Below are 24,819 nucleotides of genomic sequence, written 5' to 3' on the forward strand. Positions count from 1 at the left end.
AAATGGTCGGAAGAAATTCCGACCATCGTTGGCTTTTAGCTTTTTTTTAGAAATAGTCACCGTCAGCATTGACCGGCGACCGTTGATTTATTTAAATAACTTAAAGATATCGTTTCCAAATATAAAGACCATCAAGGCCAAAAGAATGAAGAAACCGACCATTTGTGCTTTTTCTAGGAATTTTTCACTCAATGGCTTGCCTTGAATCATCTCAACCAACAAGAACAACACGTGACCGCCATCCAAAGCTGGAATAGGCAATAGGTTCATAAATGCCAATGCCATAGACAACATCCCTACTAAGGACCAAAAACGGATCCAGTCCACTTCCGTGCCAAACAGAGTTGCAATGCCAATAGGGCCAGATAATGCTTTATCAGCACGCACTTCGCCTTTGAAAATTTTACCAAATCCTTTGGCGTTATCGGTAATCACTGTAAACGCTTTCTTTGCACCGATCGGAAACGCCTCCATCAAGGTATATTGCGTTGTAAACGATTTGATGGAATAATCACGATTGATCCCTATTCCCAGCATGGCATCTGCAGGAACAATTCCTTGCAAGGAAACTTCGGCCCCTTTGCGTAAAACTTTAATCGCAACCGTTTTATTGCTGTTCGCTTTTATTTGCGCCTTAAATTGATCGAAGAAAGGAACCTGTGTCTCGTTTACGGCAATAATGCTATCGCCTTTCACAAACCCCATTTTACTTGCCACCGAACCGGGAGCTACTTCAGCAACACTGGTCGTTTTAACCCGTGGCTCGATAAACTTCTCTCCTTTTTTGTCGGAAAGCGTGTTTAATAAATCAGCGGGGACTTTGACTTCTGCTGTAGCTCCATCACGCTCAACTGTAAGTGCAACTCCCCCCATCAATACTTTAGAACTGATCAGCTCCGAGTAATTTTCGATACGGTGACCGTCTATTGCAATCACTTTATCGCCAGCTTTCAAACCAATAGATTCACCAATGGCCCCAGGCACAATACCGTTTACCAGCTGATCCATTTTAATGTCTGTATTGCCCATTTTAAAAGTCAGCATCCAAAAAACAACAACACCGACGACAATATTGACAATAATACCGCCTAACATGACGATTAAACGTTGCCAAGCTGGTTTTGATCTAAATTCCCAAGGTTGTGGCTCCCCCTTCAATTGCTCCGTATCCATCGATTCATCGATCATACCCGCAATCTTGACATAACCGCCTAAAGGCAACCAGCCAATACCATATTCACATCCTTTATAATTGAATTTAAATAATTTCACTCCCCAAGCATCAAAGAACAGATAAAACTTTTCCACCTTGATACCAAATGCACGTGCTGCTAAGAAATGTCCTAACTCATGTAGAACAATTAAAATTGACAAGCCTAAAATCACTTGTCCGACCATAATTAAAACACCCATGTATGCTTTTTAAAATTTAATCTTTGATTATTTCCTTTGTTATTAACCTTGCGGCACGATCCGTCTCCAGATAATCATCCAGCGTAGGTGTCGCAATGAATTCTACTTTATCTAATGTCTGTTCAATAATCTCACTCATCTCCAAAAAACCAACTTGATCTTTCAGGAAAGCATCCACAACCACTTCATTGGCCGCATTTAATACACAGCTTCTATTTCCGCCGGTACGAAGGCTTTCATACGCCAATGCCAAATTCCGAAAAGTTTCCATGTCTGCTTTTTCAAAACTGAGCGTCGGATAGTCCATGAAATTAAATCGTTCAAAACTGTTTTCAAAACGTGCCGGATAGGTCAGTGCATACTGGATCGGCAATTTCATATCAGGAATCCCCATTTGGGCCTTCATGGAACCATCCTGAAACTGAACTAACGAATGTACAATAGATTGAGGATGTACAATCACATCCACCTGATTTATGGACAGATTGAAGAGCCATTTTGCTTCAATCACTTCTAGCCCTTTATTCATCAGGGATGCTGAGTCAATCGTAATTTTGGCGCCCATCGACCAATTGGGATGCTTCAAGGCTTGGGCCTTCGTAACCTGTAGGAGATCGGCACGTTTTTTCCCACGAAAAGGACCGCCGGAGGCAGTCACATATATTTTCTCAATTGGATTATGCTCCTCACCGGTCAAACACTGAAAGATCGCCGAATGCTCTGAATCCACAGGAAGCATGCGTACACCATATTCTTTCACTAAGGCCATTATCAGCTCACCAGCGACAACAAGTGTCTCCTTATTGGCCAGTGCAATATCTTTTTTCGATTGAATCGCTTTAACAGTCGGTTTTAATCCCGCAGATCCAACAATTGCATTCAAAACGATATCAACTTCTTCCAACTGCACCACTTCAACCAATCCGGCTTCACCCAAAAGAACAGCGATATCATATCCTTTTAAAGCATCCTGTACCTGATTATAGTGAAGGGAATCTGTTACCACCACTGCTTTGGGCTTAAACTCCAAGGCCTGTTGGATCAACAGTGTGACATTGCTGCCACAAGTCAGAACAATTGCTTCAAATGTATTAGGAAAGGCTCTTATCACATCCAAGGCTTGTGTGCCTATACTTCCCGTTGCCCCTAAAATGGCAATTCCTTTTTTACTCAAAACCTTTGCTATTAATTAAAATATATTATTTAAAATCTTTGGGTCTTCTCCCCCATGGTAATCCGCCATCATGGATCGGTAAGCGACCGAAACAACAATACTAGCCAGAGGTACCACCAAAAACGAGCTCACGAGGTTCAAAATAATAAAAATTATGTAATATTCTAAATAATTAAAATACATCTGTAGTAACTGGAAAAAAGCAAATACAGCCAAAATCAATAATAGTTTGAATACATTGCCTTTTGTCAATGCAAAACTGAAGCGTAATGACCGTAATGTCCCCGCGTGTTTATCAATAATGAAAAACGGATAAAATGCCACTCGAATAATCAGGATGAACGTCAATATGGCCGCAACAAAGACAACAAACATCGTAAAGTTGCTCATCAGCTCCATCCGATTGTCACCATTTTCAAATAGATAAAGGAATGGTAAAGAGACGGCCCCCAATAGCATTAGAAGTGCTATAGAAAGCACCATAATACTCAACATAGCGCCAAAAAAGTACGCAAGCTCTTTCGTACTCGGGATACATTGGACGAGTTTCTTTTCCTGGTTACCATCAATCAGACTTAAAATATACTTAAACAAAGTCATGTTCAATCCAAAATACATCACCATGAAAAAAAATGCCATAAAGCCACTCAACACCACATTGAAATCACTGATGGTGGTCGCGAGATAATTAGACAGTCCGGAGGTTACAAATAGTAAAAAACAAAGCCCCGCCACTGAAAAATAATGCCTTTTCAGCAACTCCAATGACTTATTAAAAACCTCGTTAACGGCAAAAGTACTTTCCTTTAGGAATTGAATCATTTTTTCTTTGAATAAACTTCTACAAAGATGCCATATTTTTTAATTTTCAACAATTTACACACCTAGAAAAATCACTTTTTTTATCATTTTTAACATAAAAAGAACGGTTATGGAAAATCTGTTATCCCAGATAGATGAAAACAGGCTAAAAATAAAAATCCCCTATCCGAATGGATAAGGGATTTTCTATTTTGACCTTAACTCTTCCTATTTAAATTCTTTGGGAAGCGGCTTCTCCAATAAGTATTGGTAGTAGAAACGCGCACGCTCATTAAAATCATATTTACTTTTCGAACGGTCAAATCCATGACGGCTTCCCGGATAGATCATCAATTCAAAAGGGACGCTTCGATCCGTTAATTTATCGACAAGTTGGGTTGTATTCTGCAAATGAACATTGTCATCCATATCGCCATGCATAATGCGCAACACGCCTTTATAATTATTGGCATAGGTCAACACAGAACCAGCTTTATATCCGTCTGGATTGTCTTGAGGCGTGTCCATCCATCTTTCCGTGTAATGGCTATCATACAGATCCCATGAGGTAACCGGTGCGCCAGCAATACCAAAATCAAATACATCTGCCGCCTTCGTCATCGCCAAACAAGTCATATAGCCACCATAGCTATGCCCTGTAATAAGTACTTTGTTTTTAGCGACCCAAGGTTGCGATTTTAACCATTTAACAATTGTCGAATAATCAATAATTTCCCAGTGACCAAGATTGCGGTGCATATAAGCAACACCTTGTTTACCAAAATGACCAGATGCCCGGTGATCTGCAGAGACTTGAATAATTCCTTCATTGGCCCAGTACTGATTGGCCGTTCCTTTCCAGGTATCTTTTACCGTTCCCGCGTCAGGCCCACCGTAAATACTGAAAACAACCGGGTAAACTTTTGATTTATCAAAATTTGTCGGATAAGTGATGGTCAATGGAAGATCGAACAGTCCGTCATCTGATTTAAGATGTAAGTATTCGGTTTTACCGTAGGTATACGAGGCAAAATCAGCAGCTTTACTATCCGCTAGCTGACGTAAGACCTTACCTTGATTATCCAACAAAGCGAACCGATCGGGTGTACTCACATTGGAGTATTTGGTAATAAAATACTTGCCGTCAGGCGATACATTCACATCGTGCGAGTATTCACCGAACGTCAGACGTTTTAAGTTTTTACCTGAATAATCCACGCGGTACAAATCAAAACGCGCTGAGTTTTCTTTACGTGCGGTAAAATAGATCACCTTATTTTTTTCATCAATCCGTTTTAATTCCGTCACCTGCCATTCGCCGGAAGTAATTGGATTGACCAATGTTCCATCCAATTTATAGAGGTAATAATGCGCCCAGCCTGTCTTATCCGATTTTAGGATATAATATTTGTTGTCCGCCAGATACGTGATACGCTCATCGTGATCCAAATTGATCCATGAAGCCTGACGCTCATCGTAGATTTCTTTTTTTGCACCAGAATTTGGATCCACCTGATAGAACTTTAAATTGTTCTGATCCCGGTTCATCCACTGTACCATCACATTTTTACTATCAAAGGCCCAATAAGGCTGGCCAAAATACTGATCGTCTTTCTCGTTGAAATCAGCCCAGGTAACGTTGCCCCCTTCGAGGTGAACGATTCCTACCTTCACTTCCGGATTTGGGTCACCGGCTTTGGGATATCTTGTCTCCTCCAGGTAACCATGCTGGCCTTTGGACGAATAAATCGGAAACATCGGAACCTTGGTATCATCGAAACGCATAAAAGCGATCTTACGGCTGTCGGGAGACCACCAAAAAGCTTTATATTTTGTTGGGCGCCCAAGAATTTCTTCGTAATATACCCAGGATGACCAACCATTGTAGATCACATCAGTACCATCCTTTGTATATTGCATTTCTTTTCGTGAAGTCACGTCCACGCTATACAGATTGCTTTTACGCGTAAAGGCTACATATTTACCATCCGGTGATAAGGTCGGATTCTGTTCAGCAACATCAGGAGAGTTGGTCAGCCTCTTTGCTACACCATCGGTACCGTTCAGGAAGATATCATTGTTCTCGACATAAACAACCGTCCCTTCTTTAGCGGGAACTGTATAAATGCTTCTGTGACCTGATTTAATGTTAACCTGATATAAACGACCATCATTTACATCATTTTCCAGATAAGCTGTCCCGTCTGCCCAGCCAGGATACTGATTGGTACGAACTGTCAACGATGACTTTTGCCCCCAGGACTGTGCAAAATCCAATTTCTTTTGTGCGAAACCAACCTCGTGCACAAAAAAAACGATAGACGCACCTAAGAGTACTCTTGATACCGTATTCATTAATTTTTGGATATGTTTATTAATTATTTTGGCTAAGATAAAGAATTGTGACAAATAACGACGATTTTGCCTGTAACAAGCTTAATTCACATATCGCGTACCATATGATTTAGCAAGGGCTCGATTAAACCAGATGATTCCTTACTAAGGATGTTGCTCGAAAAGTGCAAGCTGTATGCCTTCCTTTGGAAAATCAGCTTCTTCCACAAAATTTGATATCGAAACGCCCAACAACCTCACTTTGTTCACCAGCTCAACCTTGCTCAACAAACTATGAGCTGTGGCGTAAATTTTGTCTTCCGAATCAAAACTATTTTCTAGGGTGATACTTCGTGTCAACTGAACAAAATCGGCATATTTAATTTTTAAGGTTAAGGTTCGCCCAGATATTTCCTTTTTCCCAATACGTGTCCACAACTGTTTGCAGAGCCGTTGCAAAATGGTATTTAATTCTTCAAAAACTTCTACATCCTCACCAAAAGTATCCTCAATCCCGACCGATTTGCTGCTGCGATTGGGAACAACAGGACGGTCGTCTATCCCGCGTACGATACGGTAAAAAAAATGCCCCGTCTTTCCAAACCAACGTACGAGATCCTCTTCACGCTGTTTTTTTAAATCAAGCCCAGTAAACAGTCCCAGTTCATGCATTTTTTTTGCTGTCACCTTACCTACGCCAAAAAACTTGTCCACGGGCAATGACTCCATAAACTTGACAATTTTAGAAGGACCTATAAATGTTAAGCCGTTGGGTTTGTCCATATCCGAAGCAATCTTTGCAACAAATTTATTCACGGAAACGCCGGCCGAGACGGTCAAATTCAGTTCTTCTTTGATTGCTTCTTTAATGGCTTTGGCGATATCAATAGCCGAACCAATGCCCTGCTTGTCTACAGTTACATCCAAAAAAGCTTCATCGAGGGAAAGCGGTTCAATTAAGTCCGTATAACGGAGAAAGATCTCCCGGATTTGATATGAAACCTGACGATACACGTCAAAACGAGGATAGGTAAAGATAATATGGGGGCACAACTGAAGAGCCTTTCGGGAGCTCATCGCAGATTTGACGCCAAATTTTCGTGCTTCGTAACTGGCCGTCGCAACTACTCCTCTCCCATCCGGAGAACCACCTACTGCAATCGCTTTCCCCCGATATTCGGGAAAATCACGCTGATCTACAGATGCATAAAAGGCATCCATATCCAAATGAATAATCTTGCGATGTACCTGTTCGGGATCCATGATCCAAATTTACAAAAATTAGCATTACAGACTAAGAAAACCGAAAAATAACTAATAGAATTAGCAACTACAGCAAAGCCCGCAAACGGTAGGCTCGGGAGTCTCTTACTCCAATCACGCTCGGCAACTTTCTAGGCTACATCTAAACCATTCGTTATTATGCCGTTAATTTTTTATCTTTAGGTGAAACTATAGGTTAGGCGAAAAAGCATCCAGTCCTGATAGTCTCATAAACCACAGTAAAAAGACTTAAAAATAGCACATTATGGAAAATATGCCTGAACAAAAACCGAAAAAATCCGGATTTAAGAAGTTCTTACTTCTGCTGATCCTTTTTCTACTTGTGGGGGGTGGATCCTACGTTTACTGGAAGTATTACTACGTATTCGGTGAAGGCGTAAAATCTGGTTATCTTAATTATGCTGTAAAAAAGGGTAATATTTTCAAGACATACGAAGGTAAACTCATCCAAGAGGGGTTTGGAAGTATCAAAACGGGTGGTATCGCCAGCAACCAATTTGAATTTTCTATTGAAGATGATTCTATATTCCGTCAATTGGAGCTCAATAGTGGAAAGTACTTCGATCTGCGCTACAAAGAATATCATGGCGTTCTTCCCTGGCGTGGAAACACGGTTTATATTGTTGACAAAGTTGTCAATATGAAATAGAAATTTACGTTCCCGATTGAAGATTTTTCGACACAGCCTGCTTATGCAGAAAGCACATCACGCACGATCAATTTTTCGTTAAAAAAACTTTTTAAAATGGTCCCGTCACCGTGTAGTGTCCAAACTTCCTGGGGATTTACCATCTTAATGTAGTGAAGAATGTCATTCCAGTCCACATGATCTGAAATATACAATTCGATATCATTCTGTGCCTGTAAACGTTTCCAGCCTGAAGCAAATGCACGTAACACTTTGGTCGCCCTAAAATAACTGTTAAAAGTCATCGGCGGTACCAAATAAACTTTATTCTGTTCGCCCTGTTTCATTTCTTTTCTGTTGTAGGGCTCATAGTCTAATTTCTTCAGCCCGTGTTGGTCGTAAAGGCGATGGTAGGGCAATATTCCACTATGCACAAGCACTTTTCGCTCCGGACAGTATCTGTTGATCAAATCAGTAATCCGCTGCGCCTTGCCCAACACATAAGTACCTAATAAGATATTGCTGGCATGTCCGTCGAGTTTTTTTATCTCCTCCGCAGGATCTGGGTGTATAATATCCGGATTTGCAAATGTGCTTTCTGTAATAAGGACATCGGCTTGCTGCACTTCGATCGGCTCGCAAGTCTCATCAGCTTGCAATTTGTAATCGCCCGTGTATAGGTAGCGCACTCCCCGGTATTCCATCAGAATTTGTGCCGAACCCAATATGTGACCTGCTGGTAAAAATGTGATTTCGACCGCACCCATTTTAAACGGACTATTGAACAATTTAACCTGATATGAATCTTTGCGGTTTTGTTTATAGCGATAAGTCATAAACAATGAAGTTGCCTGCGTTGTATACACATAATCGTGTCCCGAACTGGCATGATCGCCATGGGCATGAGATACGACATTGTGCATGACGGGATTGCTCGCATCAATAAAAAAATCACCATAACGGCAATAATAACCTTCTGGTTTTCTGACCAAGAAGTCAGCTAATATGATCGACATAGTTTTATTTTAGAAATTTTTGATGTAAAGTCCACACTTGCGGCAATAGCGGAGTGGTTCCATCATTAATGATGACGAAGTCTGCCAGTTTTAATTTTTCTTCATCAGTTAGTTGCTTATTTATTCGCTCCATGACCTGTTCTTCAGTGACGCCATCACGCTCCATAACACGTTTAACACGTATGTGTAAAGGCGCAGTAACCAGGATGGTATAATCAAGATCCTTGTAAGAGCCACTTTCAAAAAGCAAAGCAGCCTCCTTGAGTGAATAACGGGATTTTTGTTGTTCGGCCCAGTCTTTGGCCGCCTGGATAACGATGGGGTGTACAATGCCATTTACAAGTTCGAGCTTCGCCTTGTCGCTGAATATCTGTTCGGCCAAAAAAGCCCGATCTAATTTCCCATCCTTATAGGTCTCTTTACCGAACTCCGCAATCAAGCGTTCTTTGATCCGTAAATCGGTATTCATCAATTCCTTCGCCTCATCATCTGCATTATAAACAGGTACAGCCATGGCTTTAAAAAGCTGACAGATAAATGTTTTACCGGATCCAATTCCGCCTGTTATTCCAATCTTCATGAAAATAGTGTTATTTACGTACAAAAAAGTCCACGTTTTGAGGTACAACGCTGATTACCTTACAAAAGTCAGGTACTTTGGTCAGCAAAACAGGCAAATATTGCACCCCGTTTTTCTCCCAGTCAGCCAGATCTACCACAGCTTCAAAATCTCGCGATGTATAGTTATTATAATCCTTAACGGACATCAGTACGGTGACGACCACTTTGCTTGGATTAAGCCTAACAGAACTATAGCGCTGGCCATTTTCAACCTTCACGGGTAATTCAATCACTTTCTCGGTTAACTCCCCTACAGGCATCAGAACCTCGACCGAAGTCGGATAAACATTGATATTCGCTTTTTGGTTACGTGCCAGGTTTGCCACTGTTCGAACATCGGTCTCCACTTCCTTCCCGCGAACGGTATCGGTCTCCCAATACTCAATCGCCGAAACATCCTCATAGGGCCCTGTAATCGTCACATAAGCCGGGGTAATCTTGGTATCAGCAATAAAACCATACCCACGCTTAAAGCCAATATTGGACAAAGGTTTGACGGGCACTTTACGCTGCGTCTGTTTGGAAAAATCAAAAAACAAGGTATCTGGGCTCACCGAGACTACCCGTTGTTCATGTGGAAACTGCCGGTTGATAAAGCCCAATTGATTGGAAAAAACAATCCAATCTTTGGTTTTTAAAGAGCTTAGGTCAACCTGCACCTTTGGGGTTTCCAAAGCAGCTTTGGAAAATAGGAATTGCCATCCCGTCATCTCCAATTTCACCTTTACCGTATCGGATTGCTGCGGGTGAAATGCGCGTTTCTCGGGAAGATTGACATATTCAATTGCTGCCTTAACGGACACAGTATATTGATTGGAAATCGAAAACAATAACCAAGCTAACAACGAAATTCCAACACAACGCACGAAGACATTAATCTTACGCCGTTGGGTCTTATTTATTCGAACTGCATTCGCCATGATACAAACTTAATCAATTTGCGCAAAAATTAGCGTTCTTATCTGCATTTCATCACAAAGACGCCAATATTTCCATTGCATTTTTCTCTTTTGTGGCAAGGGTTTTGAAAATTGCTGATGCCTGTTGGACAGCATCGAAACTGGCCGTCTCAGCAATTTGACTAAACAATTCCGACAGGGATGTCCACAATAATGCAATCTGTACAAACTCATGATGAACCACCGCGAGTTGTTCTATTCCGAGGAGATCGTAACTTTCCTTGATAAAGTCGCGATACAGATTTCGAAACAAAGCACCCCCAGTGCCCGCTTTTTCCATTAGACTTGCAGCCATCTTAAACTCGCTTTCAATAGCTTGACTTGTCTTGAACCAATTCATCACTTCTTCACTGGTCTTCAAAATTCCTTTATATGAAATATTGTTGATAGGTGGTGCAAGATATTGCTTTGCATTATTGACCATTGCGGCAATCAGCACTTCTTTCAGGTCAACGTTCTCCATATTACCTGCTATGGTATAATACAAATTTTTGGACGACATAGGCCCTTTCTCTGCCCGCGCTAAAGCTAAACTCGCAAGCGACGTCTTCACACTACCGCCTTGCTGCCTCGTATCCACCAAATAGGCATGCTCATCGTCATAGCCATATATAGCGACATAATGTCCCGCAAAATGAAATGGCTTAGTAAAATATTCCAGGTAATAGGCATCGAGTTTTAATCCCACAGGTTGCCCCTCATCCAAGAGCTGTCGTACAGCCTGCCAGGCTTTTACTTTTGAAGAGGTTTCATGAACATTGAGTTCGAGACCGAGATTTTTGCAGATATGCTGCGTCAGGAGATCCGTTTTTATTCGTCCGCCCAAAAATGGAAAGTCCATGGTTTTCATTTTCCAATAGATAAAACTAAGTCCCTCCCCTAATCCAAAAAGCATCGGTTCAGAAAGTTCAATGCCAATATGCTTCAATAAAGTACCTGTTGCGGTAGTTTCACAATGTAGCCCGTCAAACGGTTTAAGATTTTCCATAGCATTCTTTTTCACAAAATTAGAAGCTCGATTGACAGCCTGGTGTCAGCAGGAAAAGAAATACTTCTTGCGACACACTTTTTTGTTACAGAGTGTAGTCCCTTCCCTATTGTCTCATTTAATTTTTTAGCTGCAACAAAAGAACATCAGTTGGTAACCAACTTATCACTTTTTACAGTGATTGTTCAGTGATTGTTCAGTGATCGTTCAGTAATTGTTCAGTGCAGACTGAATAAACAATGACTGATTACTGTCTAAACATAGACTAAAAATTGTGTTTAGGGATTACCTGGTATTAGCATATTTCCTTTTTAATGCTTATCTTAATTATCTATAAGCTAATCAATACATTATGGCAATCATCAAAAATGGCGTTAATGGGGCTGTTTCCAGGAAAGCAGGCTCTGTTGTATTTGTGTCGACTAAAACAGGAAATTATGTACGCTCTCTCCCTCGCGTTAAAAAACGAGAGCCCACACCTGAACAGCTGCTGAGTAGAACACGCTTCAAAACTATGAGGTCGCATATAAGCATGTTAAACCCGATCATCACTATAGGCTACAAGGCATACAGTTATCCGAAACGGGCCTATGATGTCGCAATGTCTTATAATTTGAACCATGCGCTTATTCAGGAAGAGAACGGTTTTGTGGTGGACTGGCAAAAATTTATGATTGCCAAAGGAAGTCCCAATCCCATCACTTCCTACACGATGGATTTCGATCAAGAAAATCAGGTGTTTCTGGTTACTTGGGAATACGACCCCTATCTGGAGAAGAAATTTGACATGGGAACTTATGATTCGTTCTTATTCCTGTATAATGCAACGTATAATGGGGCTGAATATCCATTTTTGACCAATGAGGCGAAAAATAGCTTAATAACGGGCAGACAAAACATTGATATACCGAAACATAAAAAGCAAGTGACCTATGAAGTGTATATCTTTTTTGTAGAGAGCTATGGTGGAGGTAATACAGACAGTATGCACTTAGGTAAGATAAAGATTTGACCGGTACATAAAAAAAGCCAGTTTTCCACGAAAACTGGCTTTCATTTCTTTCCCAAAAAAGCTTAAGAAGCGCTCTTCTCCGTGTTGTTAGCAGCTTTAGAAGCATCTAAAGCAATGGCTGATTTGTCAAAACGGATTTTTACACCTGAACCTACATCAACTAAGAAAGTCGTGTCTGATACTTCTACAATGCGTCCGTGAATACCAGCTGTAGTTACTACCTTTGAATTTACACCTAATTGCTCTACATATTTTTTATGGTCTTTTTGTTTTTTCATCTGTGGTCTGATCATGAAGAAATAAAATACCACAACTAGACCAACCATCATTATCAGTTGACCATAACCGGCGCCACCTGCTGCTTGTAATAATACTGTATTCATTTGTTATTATATCGTTTAATAATGTGTTATTTTGCTAATACTTCGCCCTTTAGCTGTACTGTTGTTAAGCCATTGGAAGCATTCGATTGAATCGTAATGATCTTCTGCTGTTTACCAACTTGTCCCTCACTATTGAAAGTTACATGGATCTCAGATTTTCCACCTGGCAAAATAGGGCTTTTCGAAAACTCAGGTTGTGTACAACCACATGAAGCAGTCACTTTCGAGATAATAACAGGTGCATCACCAGAATTTTTCAGCACAAAGGTATGCTTTACCTGTGCGCCTTCCTTTACCTGACCGAAGTCAAATGCAGACTCTTCAAATTCTACTTTTCCCAATTGTGCTGCCGCCTTAGAAAGGCTATCCGCAGCTGCTGTTTCAGTCGCTGTCTTGCTTCCTTCACCTTTTCCTTTTTGTGCATTTCCACAAGAAAATAAAAGTACTGCCGACAAAGCTAAAACCGAATATTTGCCAAAGTTTTTCATTCGTATAAATTATTTATGCGTTTGGTTTTAATCTCTTAAACCACGACCTGCCTTCTGGATTCTTCCTTGTTGATTCAGATCGTTTAATATTTTATCCAAGATACCATTGATAAATGTATTACTTTTCAATGTACTGAATACCTTAGAAATTTCAATATACTCATTTATTGTCACTTTCACAGGAATAGATGGAAAATTAACCAACTCACATATGGCCATACGCATCAATAAAGTATCCATTAGCGCAATACGATCTGACTCCCAGTTCTTCGTTTTCTCCGAGATAAGCTTTTGATATTCATTTGTATTGCGAATAGTTTTACCTAGCAATGCAATGACGTAGTCGCTATCATCATTCCAGTTTTGCGTAATCTCTGCCAGTTTATTTTTACGTGGATCTTCTGAACTAAAGTTCTTAAAAGTCTTCGCAATCAACGCTTGCAATACTTCTTTATCGACAGGCCAGTTGATGAATTTCTCCTCAAAAACCTGCTCAATAACCGGTGATTTCAAGATAATCTTTTTAAAGATATGCTTGATGATATCCTTTTCCGTACCGATCGAACGATCCTCTTGTTGCAAGTACTCCAAATAAGCCTCGGAATCCTTTAATTGCAAAAATACCGTACGCACGATCTCCGGATCGAAACTCCAAGAAATTTTATACTTTTTGACACCTTCTCCATATTGTGGATTTTGTCTCAATGACTCAATAAAAGTGTTAGTACTTAACTTGGTCGTTAAAGACAAGTCTTTTTCAGTTGGTAAAAACTTATTAGCTCTACCCTCTGCATCTATTAAGACATAATCAGATACTTCATCTAATAGATTCAGTGTCCACATATACATCTCATAGACTTCATCCACATTTTTTAATAGTGCTTTTTCAAATGTTTTGATGTCTTTATCTTCTGAAAGACTGTACGCATAAAGCGTTTGCACTACTTTTACCCTCAGGTGTCTCCTGTTTAACATAGTAATTTAAAGAACGATTTTTTTATAAAATAATAAGTAAGAACGATTTTGGGATGAAGACTACCGCTTGATTTTTTTAATATCTTGGATACGCTTCTCCGCAATGCGATTAGCCGCTTCAAAAGTAGAAATATTCTCTTCTTTTGATTTTTTCAAGACGTCTCTAGTCGCATTATAAATATTTTTGATCACAAATTCAGTGTGATCTACGCCGTAATTTTGAATTTCTGAATAGCAGCCGATTAATGCACCAGCGTTGATCAAATAGTCAGGCGCGTATAATATACCTCTTTCATGCAGAATAGAACTTGTAACAAGTTCATCTTTCAATTGATTATTGGCAGAACCAGCAATAATTTTGCATTGCATTTTCTGTGCGGATTCCGGATTTACCGTACCACCTAACGCACAAGGAGAATATACATCAAATTCGTGATCGAATACTTCATTGTAAGGTATTGGCTCAGCTTTGTACTTAGCCGCCACTTTCAGCATTTTCTCTTCCGTAATATCGCTGACATATACACGTGCATTCTCTTCACGTAACATCGCGATCAAACGTTCACCAACACCACCTACTCCATGTACAATAACTTTTTTACCAGCAACATTTTCCGATCCGTATAATTCCTTTAAACAGGCTTTTATACCAAAATAAACACCTTGTGCAGCAAAAATGGAAGGATCACCGACACCGCTACCATGAATAGCCTTTGGTAGACCAGCAACGTGGTCAGTCTCGGTATAAATATGTTCTAAATCACGTTGTGTCGTACCTACGTCTAGTGAAGCAATGAAATTACCATTCAATCCTTCAATAAACTGGCCCAAACGGCGCAATAAAACCTCAGATTTGTCCAAACGGCTATTACCAATAATAACAGCACTTCCCCCGCCTAAATTCAATCCAGTGATGGCAGATTTGTACGTAATGGCCTTGGATAAACGTAAAGCATCCTCAATAGCTTCTTCTGTACTTTCGTATGGTAACATACGAACTCCTCCTATCGCAGGCCCCAAGGTTGTATCATGGATCGCAACGATAGCTTTCAAGCCCACTAATTCATCATTACAGAAAAATAAGTTTTGATGGCCAGACTGGCTCATCAATTCAAAAATAGAATTTTGAGATGTTGACATAAAATGTACTACTCTAATTTGTTTTAATTTTTTAAGGTACTTGATGCAAAAGTAGGAAAATTATTCGTTGTGCATAACAACTTTTTTTATCCAAGACTTAACATTTGATTTCCGAATGACAGTAAATTCGCTTAAATCGTAAAGCATTTTGATGAATTAGTCCTACTTTTGTATTCGTAATATGAAGGATCTCGCCTACTTAAATAAGTACTTTTATAAATACCGCTGGAAACTGATTCCAGGGGTTATTTTCGTTATCATATCCAACTATTTTGGGGTATTGCCTGCAAAGGTAATTCGCGAAGCATTTGATTTGGTTCAGGAAAACATCTATCTATACCGTCTATTTGATGGTTTCGACAGACAGGAACTCATCTATCAGGTATTTGGCACCAGCCTCCTGTTTTTTGGTTTCGTCGTGCTCCTACTTTCACTGCTGCGGGGCATATTTTTATTCTTTATGCGTCAGACGATCATTTTAACCTCGCGTTATATTGAATACGACCTCAAAAATGAGATCTATAATCATTACCAGGATCTAAACTTTGGTTTCTTTCGGAAAAACAATACCGGAGATCTCATGAGCCGCGCGACTGAAGACGTCAATCAGGTGCGTAACTACCTAGGACCTGCCATCATGTATGCGATCAATACCGTAGTTTTATCGATCATGGTCATCTATGCGATGTATAGCGTCAACGGAAGATTGGCCACTTATGCATTGGCGCCAATCCCTGTCCTATCGGTTATTATTTTATTTGTTAATAAAATCATTAACAAGCGTAGCTTAAAAATACAGAAACAACTGGCGAACCTTTCTTCTTTCGTCCAGGAGACTTTTGCTGGCATCCGCGTCATCAAAACCTACACCAGAGAACAAAATAAAATGCAGGAATTTGAGAAGGAAAGTACCATTTATCGGAACACGGCTCTTGATCTCGTCAAAGTACAGGCTGTTTTCTTCCCGCTTATTCTATTGCTTATTGGACTTAGTACAGTCATTACCATTTATATTGGTGGAATCGAAGTTGCCAAAGGAACAGTGACTGCCGGAAATATCGCCGAGTTTATCATCTATGTCAACCAGTTGACTTTCCCTGCCATGTCTTTGGCTTGGGTCACGTCATTGGTGCAACGTGCTGCCGCGTCACAAAAACGCATTAACGAATTCCTTCAAACCGAATCTCCTATCGTTAACGGCACAGCTGCCAAGGAACTGGAGGGCGAAATCAAGGTTAATGGGATCTCCTTTACGTATCCGGAAACCGGCATTCAGGCGATAAAAAATATATCGTTCCAAATCCCGATCGGCAAAACACTTGCTATTATCGGAAAAACGGGATCCGGAAAATCTACGCTGGCCAACTTACTCCTTCGGATGTATGATATCGACAAAGGAAGTATTCATTATGATGGTCTTGAAATTAAAAACCTTGATTTCAAAAGCTTACGCCAACAGGTCGGATTTGTCCCACAAGATGTTTTCCTATTTTCGGATACCATTGCCAATAATATAGGCTTTGGTTTAGACCACTTTACACAGGAACAAGTGGAACAGGCTGCCAAAGATGCCGCTGTATACGACAATATTATCGCTTTTGAAGATGGATTTGAAACCGCTGTTGGAGAACGTGGGATTACCCTCTCCGGGGGGCAAAAGCAACGGGTATCCATCGCACGCGCTTTAATTAAGGAACCCAAAGTATTGATTTTTGATGACTGTCTTTCAGCCGTGGATACAAAAACGGAAGAAACCATTCTCCGTTCGCTAAGCCGCATCATGAAAGGTAAGACCTGTATTTTTATTGCCCATCGCATCTCGACAATCAAGAATGCAGACCATATATTGGTGATGGATCAAGGGGAAATTGTAGAACAGGGTACACATGCTGAATTGATGGATAAAAGAGGTGAATATTTTGAACTCCATGAAAAGCAATTACTGGAAAGTGTGGAAGGATAAATAAAATATCCCTGAATTCAGCTAAAGGATTCAAGGGATATCTCTCCTAAATTTGTCTTAAATATTTAAGTCAAACATTTTACATTAAAGGATCATGGAGAGAACCCCTATTCAAAAGGCTACGTCAAACGACGGAAAAACAATTGCTATTATTTCTTACTTAACCATCATCGGCCTTGTTGCAGCCATCATTATGAACAACAAGGAAAAGACTGCTTTAGCACAGTTCCATATCCGACAAAGTATAGGTATCTCCGTGACAGGAATGGCCTTGGGGCTGTTACGTTTTGTTCCAGGTATTGGCGGAATTGTCCTTAGTATTGTTGGATTGCTCCTACTCATTGCTCTTATATTGGGATTAATGTCTGCATTTGCCGGAGAGCAAAAGCCACTCCCTTTCATCGGTGAAAAATACCAGGAATGGTTTAATATGATATAATAGGCCTATAAATAACATGGAGCACCTCCCCATCAAAGATGCTCCATGTTTTAATTTTTTCTGAAATCCCTGTTTTTAATTGACCAAAGGCATCTTTAACGAGCTTTCATATCCGGCAGCGCTTTCTCCTCTTTAAAAAATACGGCAAATAACACAAGACAAAAACCAGAAATACCTGCAGGAATAAACCAAAGATATTCCCAAAATTGAGCAGCATAAGCTGTTTTTAGATAATCTGAAACTGCACCGGCAACCCAAAATCCGATTAACATCCCTACACCATACATCGCAATGGTAATAAGCCCCTGTGCAGAAGCTTTGTATTTTTCGCCGGCAATTCTATCGGTATAAATCTGGCCGACTACAAACATAAAATCATAGCAGATGCCATGTAATAATATTCCGAATAGCAATAAGAATGAACGTTCCTGTCCGTCGCCGTATGCAAAAAACAAATAACGGAGTGCCCAGGCTGCAATCCCCAATAAAATCATCTTTTTATACCCCAGGCGTCTAAAGAAAAATGGAATCAACAACAGGCAGATGGCTTCGGAAAATTGCCCCAATGCCATTTTTGCTGTGGGATTCGGTATTCCGGCGTTGACCAAAAATGGATTGGCATTTTGATAATAGAACGAAATAGGTATACAGATGACAATTGCTGTCACAAAAAAAATCAGAAAACTCCGCTGTTTGAGCAGCTTCAGTGCATCCAAACCGATCGCCTTGCCAAAATCAAATTTTTCATCCCTGAGTTTCACCTGCGGCGGAGTTTTTGGGAGAGCCAGGCTAAAGAATGCCAGTAACAACGAGCAGACCGCCCCCATAATAAAGGTGTTGTGCAGAGCACCTGCCTGTATCGATTCGGGCGCATCCCAACGGAACAAATAACTGATGACAAGTCCCGAACAGATCCAACCGATCGTTCCCCAAACACGTATCCCCGGAAAATACTTCTTCGCATCTTCTATATGCCGGAATGCTATTCCATTGGACAAGGATAACGAAGACATGTAAGCCATAAAGTAAACAAACACATAGGGATAAAAATGTGTTGCATCAGGTGCTTGAGACATCCCGTAAAGTAGTCCAGCTCCAATGAGATGCAAAGCTGAAAGCACCCGCTCGGCATTAAAGTATCTGTCGGCGACAAAACCCACAAAAAAAGGAGCAAATACAGCACCAAGGGATTGTGTCGCAAAAATATTCGCTACCTCCATTCCTGAGGCATTGAGCGATTTAATCAAGTATGTTCCCAAAGTGACAAACCAGGCCCCTTTGATAAAATACTCTAAAAACATCATCAGGGACAATTGCACGCGTAATACTGGTTTCATCTATTCAGTTGTGTTGGAGGTGTTTGTTTTGATTCGGGCAATGCATTTCGCATAAAATTAAGCCAGTTCTTGCTAGCAATCTTTTCAAGATCGGTCTTATCATACCCTCTTTTTGACAGGATACCAAATACTTTTTGGATATCAGCAATAGTTTCCAGATCATAAGGACACTGCTCTCGGCCAAATGCTCCATCTAAATCGCTCCCTACGCCGACATGATCAACATTTCCTGCCAATTGACAAATATGATCAATATTGTTGGCCATGATTTCCATGGAGCAATTGCTTGTTTTAGGGTCGGATACACCGCGGGCCCAATTCGGTACCATCATCCAAGCATCGAGCGCTACACCGATCACTGCTTTTTTCGCAACAAGAGTCTTGATCATTTCGTCACTGAACTGCCTATTATGGTCGACAAACTTGCGACAATTATTATGGCTTGCCCAAATGGCACCGTTATAACGTCCAACAGCGTCCCAAAACGCATCATCATTGAGGTGTGTTGCGTCTAATATCATCCCCAATCGCTCCATTTCCCGCAACAATAGGACGCCCTGTTCATTAAGCTTGCCCGATGAGTCGGTTCCGTTGGCATATCGCCCCGGTCCGTAATGCGCTGGTCCGACAGCTCTCAAACCATAATTATAAGCTGTTTCAAGATAACTGATATCTACAATTGAATCGGCACCTTCCAGACTCAGCAGATATCCGATTGGCTTATCTACATGATCGCTGCCATTCGACCAAAGTGCTATATGTTGATCCAGATCAGCTTTTGTACAAATCATTTTCATTTGCCCATCGGCTTCCATTGCCTTATACCACGCAAGCTGCCCCTGCGTCTGCGCCCAAGCCTGTTCCGGAGAGTACCAGCCTGGTAAAGAGCTTTCGGGTTTTACGAATCGAGCGATTTGTGTGGCAACAACCAAACCAATATGACCACGACGCAATTCGTCAAAAGTGACTGTTGCCTTAGCCCGATCGGGCTTGTCATCCATCCCCTTTTCCCTGCGGTTGAGTTCCGTAATTGGCAATCGAAGATCCCGATTCCATTCCATGGCATTCATACTCAAATCCAAATGTGCATCGACCAAAAATGGCATTTCAAATTCGTACATATCAATAATTTATCTTTTTATTTCGTGCATAAACAGTCCACGTTTGATCTGCATGCCGTTCATGGACTACTTGAAGTTCGCCATAACAGGCTACGGTAGGGCAGATATGGCGTGGTACAGCATACACCGCATCCCCTAAGTGGAACTGCGCACTATCTGTCACCTCAACAACCAGATGTTCTTCACTCTGCATTTTTATTTCACCTATACGTGGATCGAAAAACTTGACGCGAGGCTGCGGCGATTCGCATGCAACGGATTTATACCCTAAGTCCAAGCACAGGTGTTTGTGATCAACAATAGAAACGACACGCGTTAGAAGTACCGCGGCAAGCATAAAATCTTGTTCTGCATAATTTTCGGCATAGCCAAAATCCCAAAACACAAAGGTTCCTGGGCTGCATTCTACATCGCTGCGTTCGGCATGAAAAGGGAAACTCGGTGAACCGCCAATCACTTTAGTCAATGGTTTAGAGGTGGATGTCTGCGCCATCAGGTAGGCCGTTTCAAGTATACCGTATGCCTGTTGGCATTGTTTTTCGCGAAGCTGATAATCCTTATCATGAATATGACCATCGTAGCCATGCACACCGACCAACTGAATACCATTCAGGAGATTTATATCCATAACGAGACGCTCAATCCCGTCTAAAGCTATCCCTGTACGTCCCATCCCAATATTAACATCCAGATAAACAGCGCTTCGCAAACCTTTCGACAGACTCCGCGCTGAAATTTCCTCTGCTGCATCAACATGATCCACAAGACAGGCAAAATGTGTTTGGGGAAAGGCGCTCACCAGATTCAAGAAACGATCTATCTTTGGCCCTACGGGCTGGTACGCCAGCAAAACATCTTTTGCACCGATAACCCCCAATAGTTCTGCTTCTGCAATGGTTGCACACTTAAACTTTGTAATCCCCCTATCCATCATCAGCTGGCATACTTCACGGCACTTGTTCGTTTTGATATGCGGCCGCAATCGGTCCGCCCGCCCATGCACAATGTGTAAAGCGCGGTCTATGTTCTTGACAATGCGATCAGGGTAGACCAGCAAGGCCGGCGAATCGACTTGATCGACATTTTGTATGTGACACCAAGTTTCCATACTATTCGGTTTAATATAACTCAAATAATGCTTCGATTTCCACTGGAATATTATCGGGCAAAGAACCGAATCCTACTGCGCTACGTGTTCCAATACCATTCTCTTCTCCCCAAACTGCAGCAAATAGTTCACTACAACCGTTAATCACACCGGGGTGATAAAGAAAATCCGAGGTACAGTTGACCATACCCAATACTTTGATTACACGTTTGATTTTGTTCAAGGAACCCAAGTTGGTTTTAATGGTCGACAGCATGGTCAAACCGACTTGACGCGCGGCAAGTTTACCTTCTTCGGGGCTGATATCACTTCCAATTCGACCTATAATCAATGTGGCATCATCTTGTACAGGACCATGACCGGAAAGATACAGGTACTTACCATCAATGACGTATGGTTTATAAACACCTTTTGGTGCCGGCGCTGGCGGTAATGTCAAACCTAATTTTTCGAATTGTTCATCTGCGTTGTACATCTTTAACGATTTTAAAGTTTAAAATAATAGCTAATATAAAATTAATTGCAATAGTAAAACAGCAAGCAGCCCAACAATGGAAACAATAGCCTCCATGATCGACCAGGAGAATAACGTATCCTTTACGCTAAGGCCAAAGTACTCTTTAAACAGCCAAAATCCGGCATCATTGACATGGGAGAACATCAGACTTCCGGCCCCTATCGCCAGTACCATGAGATTGGGATCCGCTTCTCCCCCTGTAACAATAGGGAGCAGCACGCCAGCGGCTGTCAACGCGGCGACTGTGGCCGAGCCGACACAACCTCTGATAACAGCTGTAATTAACCAGGCCAACAGTAAAGGTGAAATGGAGAGCTGCTGTAAGGTGTTGGTCAAAAGGAGACTGACTCCACTGTCTTCCATCACTTGTTTAAAGATTCCCGAACCAGCAATAATCAACAGTATCATGGCAATATCTTTCACAGCAGACTCATAAATTGTCATCACATTGGCCATCGATCGGCCCAATTTCAATCCTAAGAAATAGGTTGCTGCACTGAGCGAGATAACCATAACAACAGTGGGGTTGCCGACAAACTTCACGCCCTTCTGCAGCGCTATATTACTTGTATGGTAGCAATAAGGAAGCAGTGTAAATAGTACAATGAGCAATACCGGTAGCAGGGCTACAGCCAAACTTACCCCAACTGTCGGGCGCAGATACTGCGCTGATTCCGAGCGATCTTGCTCCCGAAAAATTGATTCTTGACTCGCCCGTATGTTTTTCAGGCATCTTCCAAAAATAGGGCCACCTAAAATAATAGCAGGTATAGCCATCAAAAGACCATAAATAAGTGTCAATCCCATATCGGCATGAAACAGGGCAACGAGAGCAACGGGAGAAGGATGCGGCGGAATAAAGCCATGCGTTACAGACAGGGCTGCCAACATCGGCAATCCAATATATACTGCCGGCAACTTATACCGGTAGGAAATCGAAAATATCAAGGGGACTAATAAGACAAATCCGATTCCATAAAATAGCGGTATCCCAACGATAAAACCCGTCAACATAAGCCCCCACTGAAGGTATCGCTCTCCCATTAAGCGGACCATTTGCTCAGCAATAATCTCAGCGGCCCCACTTTCAGCTACAATTTTCCCCAACATTGCGCCCAAAACAATGATCAACGTTAGGCTCCCCATAACGCCGGCAACACCTTTTTCAACGGTGCCTACCAACTGTGCCGGTGGAATTCCCAAACAAAGTCCACTTAGCAAGGAAACAACCAAAAATGCGAGAAAGGCATTGATCTTAAAATAAGTTATGCAAAGGATAAGCAAACAAATGCTGATTACAATGAGGATTATGGTCATTATATCACGATTAGGTTTTCCCTCAATTTGAGAGCTTGTATAAAATTTGGTCTATTAAATCATTTTTTCTTCCTGAAAGTAAGGATATTTTTCATTTTTTGCAAGAAAAATGAAAAAATGATACAAACAAAAACGGGTATAGCTCAAGCCATACCCGTTTTTGTTTACTCGCCGATGACTTTGATTTCATGGCCTGTCGTTCAGAAATAATGCAACCGTCTGCTGTTGCGACTTATTTTTTGGGGATCTCTTTGAGAATATCAAGCACAAAACTCCAAAATTTCTGCACCGAAGAAATGGAGACACGCTCTGCCGGCGAGTGCGCCCCTAAGATTGTTGGTCCAAAAGAAATCATATCCATTTCAGGATAGTTTGTCCCCAAGATACCGCATTCCAATCCGGCATGGCACGCCACGACTTCCGGAACTTCGCCATGTTGTCTCGTATAAATGGATTTGAGGACTTCTAAAATTTCAGAATTCGGATTAGGAGCCCATCCGGGATAATTGCCCGAAAAATCTACCTTAAAACCGCCCAGTTCAAATGCTGCCTGTAACGATTGGGCTAAATCAAATTTAGAAGTTTCAACAGAAGATCTGGTTAGACATTTGATGGAAACCTTTTCCCCGCCTACTTCTACTTTGGCAATATTATTGGAGGTTTCTACCAAGTCTTCAAAATCGGCACTCAAACGATATACACCATTTAAGGCCGCATAAACGCTGTTGATCAAGTTTTCCTGCACCTTTACGGGAACGACTGTAGCATAAGCAGCATCAGTTTGCTTCACCACAATTTCCATAGCTGGTTCTGTCGTTGCAAATTCCGATTTAATATCCTGAGCCAATTGTGTTAGCTGCTGAACAAAGTCAGTTGCTTTATCCTTAACCACCACCACTTTGGCAACGCTTTCTCTCGGGATGGCGTTGCGGAGGCTTCCACCCAATAACGACGCAATACGCAATCCAAAATGTTCATAGCCTCTATAGAGCAGGCGATTCATCACCTTATTGGCATTGGCAAAACCTTTATGAATATCCATTCCAGAGTGCCCCCCATGTAGTCCTTTTACGGTAATTTCAAACGATAGCATATCAAAAGGACAAGGTTCTGCGCTATAGGACTGCGTTGCCGTCACATCAATCCCGCCGGCACAGCCAATATCAATTTCAGTATCATTCTCTGTATCCAAATTGAGCAAGATTTCGCCCGAAAGTACACCGCCTTTTAAACCTAAAGCTCCTGTCATACCTGTTTCTTCATCAATGGTAAACAAAGCTTCAATAGCAGGGTGTACAATACTGGATGATTCCAGAATCGACATGATTGTCGCAACGCCAAGACCATTATCTGCCCCTAAAGTGGTACCTTCTGCTTTTACCCAATCGCCATCAACGTACATCTTAATACCTTCATTATCGAAGTCAAAAACAGTATCGTTATTTTTTTGGTGCACCATATCTAAATGCGACTGCAAAACAATCGTTTTGCGATCCTTCATTCCCGGAGTAGCGGATTTTTTAATGAGCACGTTACCAATCTCATCAACGCTTGTTTCTAAACCCAAGGATTTACCAAAGTCTACCATAAAGGCAATCACGCGCTCTTCTTTTTTTGAAGCTCTGGGGACCGCATTCAATGCTGCGAAATTTTTCCAAATTGCTTTTGGTTCTAACTGATCTAAACTATTATCAATCATATCTATAATTTTTCCTTGGCCAAAGTTACTCGATTTTTATCAGATATCCGTTGATTATTGCCGGGGAATAAAACAAAAGACAATCGCTGATCGTTCTAATAA

General features: G+C 41.3%; 23 protein-coding genes. 4 read left to right on the plus strand and 19 right to left on the minus strand.

Annotation, left to right across the window (positions count from 1 at the left end):
- Positions 1 to 87: 87 nt before the first annotated feature.
- The 5 genes from rseP to dinB form a co-directional block, all read right to left on the minus strand.
- The gene (gene rseP, locus B4Z90_RS01315; RefSeq protein WP_201639013.1) at positions 88 to 1,413 is read right to left on the minus strand and encodes an RIP metalloprotease RseP; all 1,326 of its coding nucleotides are present in this window, start codon (positions 1,411 to 1,413) and stop codon (positions 88 to 90) included.
- Positions 1,414 to 1,429: 16 nt separating this feature from the next.
- Entirely contained in the window at positions 1,430 to 2,587 is a 1,158-nt protein-coding gene (locus B4Z90_RS01320) for a 1-deoxy-D-xylulose-5-phosphate reductoisomerase (RefSeq protein ID WP_201639012.1), read from the minus strand.
- Positions 2,588 to 2,602: 15 nt separating this feature from the next.
- Positions 2,603 to 3,409 (minus strand): beta-carotene 15,15'-monooxygenase, encoded by an 807-nt coding sequence (locus tag B4Z90_RS01325; RefSeq protein WP_070565532.1) that lies wholly within the window; start codon positions 3,407 to 3,409, stop codon positions 2,603 to 2,605.
- 207 nt (positions 3,410 to 3,616) lie between these two features.
- Entirely contained in the window at positions 3,617 to 5,743 is a 2,127-nt protein-coding gene (locus B4Z90_RS01330) for a S9 family peptidase (protein ID WP_286801225.1), read from the minus strand.
- Positions 5,744 to 5,887: 144 nt separating this feature from the next.
- Entirely contained in the window at positions 5,888 to 6,985 is a 1,098-nt protein-coding gene (gene dinB, locus B4Z90_RS01335; protein ID WP_046674520.1) for a DNA polymerase IV, read from the minus strand.
- A 265-nt stretch (positions 6,986 to 7,250) separates the two neighbouring features.
- On the opposite strand from dinB, the gene B4Z90_RS01340 reads away from it, so the two are divergent.
- Complete coding sequence (locus tag B4Z90_RS01340; RefSeq protein ID WP_197084053.1) at positions 7,251 to 7,655, plus strand: hypothetical protein; 405 nt, start codon at positions 7,251 to 7,253, stop codon at positions 7,653 to 7,655.
- A gap of 41 nt (positions 7,656 to 7,696) precedes the next feature.
- Here B4Z90_RS01340 and B4Z90_RS01345 read toward each other — a convergent pair whose 3' ends face one another.
- From B4Z90_RS01345 to B4Z90_RS01360, 4 genes are read right to left on the minus strand one after another with little or no spacing between them, the layout of a single operon-like run.
- The gene (locus tag B4Z90_RS01345) at positions 7,697 to 8,650 is read right to left on the minus strand and encodes an exonuclease (RefSeq protein ID WP_084823202.1); all 954 of its coding nucleotides are present in this window, start codon (positions 8,648 to 8,650) and stop codon (positions 7,697 to 7,699) included.
- 4 nt (positions 8,651 to 8,654) lie between these two features.
- Positions 8,655 to 9,230 (minus strand): dephospho-CoA kinase, encoded by a 576-nt coding sequence (coaE, locus tag B4Z90_RS01350; RefSeq protein ID WP_197084052.1) that lies wholly within the window; start codon positions 9,228 to 9,230, stop codon positions 8,655 to 8,657.
- A 10-nt stretch (positions 9,231 to 9,240) separates the two neighbouring features.
- Complete coding sequence (locus B4Z90_RS01355) at positions 9,241 to 10,191, minus strand: hypothetical protein (RefSeq protein WP_046674519.1); 951 nt, start codon at positions 10,189 to 10,191, stop codon at positions 9,241 to 9,243.
- Between the two features lie 52 nt (positions 10,192 to 10,243).
- Positions 10,244 to 11,218, minus strand: coding sequence for a BtrH N-terminal domain-containing protein (locus tag B4Z90_RS01360; protein ID WP_286801227.1), 975 nt, complete (start codon positions 11,216 to 11,218; stop codon positions 10,244 to 10,246).
- A 352-nt stretch (positions 11,219 to 11,570) separates the two neighbouring features.
- On the opposite strand from B4Z90_RS01360, the gene B4Z90_RS01365 reads away from it, so the two are divergent.
- Positions 11,571 to 12,230, plus strand: coding sequence for a DUF6266 family protein (locus B4Z90_RS01365; RefSeq protein WP_286801229.1), 660 nt, complete (start codon positions 11,571 to 11,573; stop codon positions 12,228 to 12,230).
- Positions 12,231 to 12,292: 62 nt separating this feature from the next.
- Here B4Z90_RS01365 and yajC read toward each other — a convergent pair whose 3' ends face one another.
- Genes yajC through B4Z90_RS01385 form a run of 4 tightly spaced genes read right to left on the minus strand, consistent with a single transcriptional unit; the run spans position 12,293 to position 15,216 of the window.
- A complete protein-coding gene (yajC, locus tag B4Z90_RS01370) occupies positions 12,293 to 12,613 on the minus strand; it encodes a preprotein translocase subunit YajC (RefSeq protein ID WP_201639008.1) in 321 nt (106 codons plus the stop codon).
- Between the two features lie 26 nt (positions 12,614 to 12,639).
- Positions 12,640 to 13,101, minus strand: a complete 462-nt coding sequence (locus tag B4Z90_RS01375; RefSeq protein ID WP_286801230.1) for a DUF1573 domain-containing protein — start codon at positions 13,099 to 13,101, stop codon at positions 12,640 to 12,642.
- Between the two features lie 27 nt (positions 13,102 to 13,128).
- On the minus strand, positions 13,129 to 14,076 hold the full coding sequence (gene nusB, locus B4Z90_RS01380) for a transcription antitermination factor NusB (protein WP_070565546.1): 948 nt from the start codon (positions 14,074 to 14,076) through the stop codon (positions 13,129 to 13,131).
- Between the two features lie 60 nt (positions 14,077 to 14,136).
- Positions 14,137 to 15,216 carry a Glu/Leu/Phe/Val family dehydrogenase gene (locus B4Z90_RS01385; protein WP_046674513.1) on the minus strand — a complete coding sequence of 360 codons (1,080 nt, stop codon included), beginning with the start codon at positions 15,214 to 15,216 and terminating at the stop codon, positions 14,137 to 14,139.
- Positions 15,217 to 15,397: 181 nt separating this feature from the next.
- On the opposite strand from B4Z90_RS01385, the gene B4Z90_RS01390 reads away from it, so the two are divergent.
- The gene (locus tag B4Z90_RS01390) at positions 15,398 to 17,179 is read left to right on the plus strand and encodes an ABC transporter ATP-binding protein (RefSeq protein WP_286753797.1); all 1,782 of its coding nucleotides are present in this window, start codon (positions 15,398 to 15,400) and stop codon (positions 17,177 to 17,179) included.
- A 94-nt stretch (positions 17,180 to 17,273) separates the two neighbouring features.
- The gene (locus B4Z90_RS01395; protein ID WP_201639006.1) at positions 17,274 to 17,618 is read left to right on the plus strand and encodes a hypothetical protein; all 345 of its coding nucleotides are present in this window, start codon (positions 17,274 to 17,276) and stop codon (positions 17,616 to 17,618) included.
- A gap of 95 nt (positions 17,619 to 17,713) precedes the next feature.
- Here the strand turns inward: B4Z90_RS01395 and B4Z90_RS01400 are convergent, their stop codons facing one another.
- From B4Z90_RS01400 to B4Z90_RS01425, 6 genes are all read right to left on the minus strand, one after another.
- Complete coding sequence (locus tag B4Z90_RS01400; protein WP_286801231.1) at positions 17,714 to 18,955, minus strand: MFS transporter; 1,242 nt, start codon at positions 18,953 to 18,955, stop codon at positions 17,714 to 17,716.
- Positions 18,952 to 20,076, minus strand: a complete 1,125-nt coding sequence (locus tag B4Z90_RS01405) for a dipeptidase (RefSeq protein ID WP_286801232.1) — start codon at positions 20,074 to 20,076, stop codon at positions 18,952 to 18,954. The genes B4Z90_RS01400 and B4Z90_RS01405 overlap by 4 nt, the downstream gene beginning before the upstream one ends.
- A gap of 1 nt (position 20,077) precedes the next feature.
- Positions 20,078 to 21,184 (minus strand): D-TA family PLP-dependent enzyme, encoded by a 1,107-nt coding sequence (locus tag B4Z90_RS01410; RefSeq protein WP_286753794.1) that lies wholly within the window; start codon positions 21,182 to 21,184, stop codon positions 20,078 to 20,080.
- A 10-nt stretch (positions 21,185 to 21,194) separates the two neighbouring features.
- A complete protein-coding gene (locus B4Z90_RS01415; RefSeq protein WP_046674510.1) occupies positions 21,195 to 21,659 on the minus strand; it encodes a RidA family protein in 465 nt (154 codons plus the stop codon).
- 30 nt (positions 21,660 to 21,689) lie between these two features.
- Positions 21,690 to 23,018, minus strand: coding sequence for a gluconate:H+ symporter (locus tag B4Z90_RS01420; protein WP_286801233.1), 1,329 nt, complete (start codon positions 23,016 to 23,018; stop codon positions 21,690 to 21,692).
- Between the two features lie 232 nt (positions 23,019 to 23,250).
- Entirely contained in the window at positions 23,251 to 24,717 is a 1,467-nt protein-coding gene (locus B4Z90_RS01425; protein WP_236586032.1) for an aminoacyl-histidine dipeptidase, read from the minus strand.
- Between the last annotated feature and the right edge of the window lie 102 nt (positions 24,718 to 24,819).

It is taken from the genome of Sphingobacterium sp. UBA5639 (assembly GCF_002421245.1).
Taxonomy (GTDB): Bacteria; Bacteroidota; Bacteroidia; order Sphingobacteriales; family Sphingobacteriaceae; genus Sphingobacterium; species Sphingobacterium multivorum.